The 2,949-nt window shown below is 61.1% G+C and carries 4 protein-coding genes; all 4 read right to left on the bottom strand.

Features of this window, described 5'->3' with window-relative positions:
* A partial coding sequence (locus VNX23_RS31045; RefSeq protein ID WP_414642997.1) for an enoyl-CoA hydratase/isomerase family protein occupies positions 1 to 156 on the bottom strand: 156 nt, incomplete at its 3' end.
* 89 nt (positions 157 to 245) lie between these two features.
* Positions 246 to 1,490 carry a CoA transferase gene (locus VNX23_RS14330; RefSeq protein WP_325631029.1) on the bottom strand — a complete coding sequence of 415 codons (1,245 nt, stop codon included), beginning with the start codon at positions 1,488 to 1,490 and terminating at the stop codon, positions 246 to 248.
* A 1-nt stretch (position 1,491) separates the two neighbouring features.
* Entirely contained in the window at positions 1,492 to 2,700 is a 1,209-nt protein-coding gene (locus tag VNX23_RS14335) for a CoA transferase (protein WP_325631030.1), read from the bottom strand.
* A gap of 43 nt (positions 2,701 to 2,743) precedes the next feature.
* Positions 2,744 to 2,949, bottom strand: a 206-nt coding sequence (locus tag VNX23_RS14340) for a hypothetical protein (RefSeq protein WP_414642996.1), incomplete at its 5' end; no start/stop codon positions are given.

Below are 2,949 nucleotides of genomic sequence, written 5' to 3' on the forward strand. Positions count from 1 at the left end.
GATGTAAGTCTCAGGATCGGCATTGAACTTGCGCAGCGCAGAATTCAATTCGTGATGGAACTCGTGCGTAATCGCGTTCAGTTTCTCGGGCCGGTTCAGCGTGACGGTCACCACTGGACCGTTCTTGTGGTAAAGGACCAATGGTTCTTTGCTCATCTCGCTCTCCTTGCTATCGGCCGAACGTACTCTCTGAATTTTTGCCCGTCCAGCGAATGAGTGAGGTGCCCGCGTTTGGAAGGCACCGCTCAGTCAAGCGCTCCCTTTTTTCGCAAATCCTCGACCTCGGCCGCCGTGTAACCCAGCAGTCCCGTCATCAGTTCATCGGTATGCTGCCCCAAGAGGGGCGCCGGCGTTTTTACTTCGCAAGGCGTTGCGCTCATTCGCCATGGAATTCCGCAATGCCGCTTCACACCGACCTCGGGATGCTCAAGCTCAACCCAGTACTTTCCCGCGGCGAGATTCGGATCGTCGTGGAGATACTTGTTGTCGGCACAGGCGCCCGCAGCGACGCCTGCGGCCTGAAGGGCATCGACGACGTCAGTTACGCGCCGCTGCGAGGTCCACTCAGTGATGATCGCTTCGAGCGCATCCTCGTTTCTCTTGCGTGAAGCCAAGGTCGCAAAGCGCGCGTCATCGGCGAGCTGATGGCGGCCGATCGCGTGCGACAACCGGCGCCACTCGTCGTCATCGGCGCATGCGATCGCGACCCACTGATCGATCGTCACGTTCGCGATCTTTTCGGGCAGGTCCAGACATTTGAAAATGCCGTGCGGTGACATTTGCGGATCGCGATTTCCGATCCGCCGGGGCTCGCGCCCATTCATGGTGTAATCGAGGATGCCCTCGGCCAGCAGATCCATCGTGCATTCCCACTGGCTCATGTCGATGAACTGGCCCTCACCGGTTTTGGCGCGATGGTGGAGTGCGGCCATCACCGCGAACGCGCCATGAATCCCCGCGTTCGGGTCGGGGTAGCTGAACCCGGCATGCATCGGCGGCCAGCCCTCGTAGCCGGTCAGCGCCGAGAGCCCGGAGTTCGGCACCTGCGTCGGGCCCAGAGCGAGATACTCGCGATAGGGACCGGTATCGCCGTAACCCAACAGCGAGATCATGATGATGTCTGGCTTGGCGGCGCGGATCGCATCGTAGCCGAATCCCAGATTGTCCATCACGCTGGCGGCGAAGTTATTGACGACGATGTCGGACGACTTGATCAACCGCCAAGCGACTTCCTTTGCCTCGGGATGGTTGAAGTTGAGCGACAACGACTTCTTGCCCTGGTTGTACTGGTTGAAGTAGCCCGATCTGTTCAGGCTGCCGGGCTTACCGTCCGGCCACGGCGGCAGCATCCGGGTGACGCACGGCCGCGTGCTGCTCTCGAGGCGAATCACTTCCGCGCCGAGATAGGCCAGCTGCAGCGTGCAGTAGGGGCCGGCCCAGACCCAACTGAAGTCAGCGACTCGAATTCCCGCGAGCGGCAGTTTCGCCATCCTAGATCACGCCCTTATGGGTCAGCTCTTTGATTCGCGCGGACGACATCCCGAGCGATCCGCCGAAAATCTCCGCGTTATGTTGGCCCAGTGTCGGCGCGGGGATCCGAATCTTCCACGGCGTTTGCGAAAACTTGACAGGCGCGCCGGGATACTTGTGAGTGCCCGCGACCGGCTGGGCGATCTCCACAAAAAATTCGCGCGCCTGCAGATGCTCCGAGTTCAACAGGTCGGCCATCGTCGAGACCGGCGCGAAAGGCACCCGCCTTTCCTGCGCCTTGCGGTAGAGGTCGATCACGCTCTGCTGGCTGACCCATGGCTCGAGGAAGACCTTGAGCGCGTCCCAATTCTGCGCGCGCCTGGGGCCGTCTGCGAAAATTTCTTCGTCCGCCCAATCCGGGTTGCCCATGATTTCGACGAAGGACCGCCAGTGATGTTCGAAGATGCAGCACAGGTAGATGTAGCCGTCTTTGCATCGCATCATCCCGACCGGATGCACCGGTTTCTGGCCGTGGCGGCTCGCGATCATCTTCGCGTAGGGCCAGTACTCGAAGGTCATCTCGAGCTGCGACGCGATCGATTCCTGTATCGAGACCTCGACATGCTGACCCGCTTCGCCGGCAGTTCGGGCAAGAACGGCGGCGATAGTTGCGGTGGCGGCGTGCACACCACCCTGGTAGCCGGCCTGATGGCCGAAGGTCTTGAGCGGCGGCAATTCCTGATTCTCGGGGCCGCCGCCGTTGAGCACGCACACTCCGCCTGCGCACCACAGCGTAAGATCTTCGGAGCGGTAGTTGCGATACGGTCCGCTTAAGCCGTAGGGCGCGATCGAGGTCATGATGAGCGCGGGGTTGATGCGCTGCAGCCGATCGAAGTTAAGTCCTATGCGATCCATCTCGGGCGGCGCGAGGTTGTGCACCAGGACGTCGGCGTCCGCAATCAACTTCTCGAAAATCCCGAAGCCTTGCAGACTCGCAACATCCAGGGTAACGCCGCGCTTGTTAGTATTGAGGTAAAGGAAGAGGCCGCTCTTTTCCGGATGCACCTCGTCGTCGGGGAAGGGACCGCGGGTTCGCGAGCGATCGCCTACGCGCGGCGGCTCGATTTTGACTACGTCGGCGCCGAGGTCGGCAAAGAGCTTGGTGCAGTACGGCGCCGATACCATTTCGCCTAGCTCAACGATCCTCAGATCGGACAGCGCTGCTACCATCGAAGCACCGTAGCCCCGAATCTTCCGACGGCTGCGAAACGGCTCACTTGATCGCCAGAGCGTTGGGAGGCGAGGCAATTCCTCCCTCGAGGTTCATCGGCGCGGACGTGAGCATGAATTCGTATCGATTGTCCGCCGCGCAATCCGCCGCCAGCTCATCGAGCACGAACTGCTCGCCAATCGGCAGCCCAAGCATCGAGAGGGCGCGATAATGCAGGGCGCCTTCGTCCTGGTAGTCGATGGGCCAGG

This window comes from Bradyrhizobium sp., assembly GCF_035570375.1.
In the GTDB taxonomy this organism is placed as follows: Bacteria; Pseudomonadota; Alphaproteobacteria; order Rhizobiales; family Xanthobacteraceae; genus Bradyrhizobium.

Bases quoted from the DNA above. Each gene is read 5' to 3' on its own strand.
- VNX23_RS14330 (WP_325631029.1), bottom strand. From the start codon at position 1,490: ATGGCGAAACTGCCGCTCGCGGGAATTCGAGTCGCTGACTTCAGTTGG.
- VNX23_RS14335 (WP_325631030.1), bottom strand. From the start codon at position 2,700: ATGGTAGCAGCGCTGTCCGATCTGAGGATCGTTGAGCTAGGCGAAATG.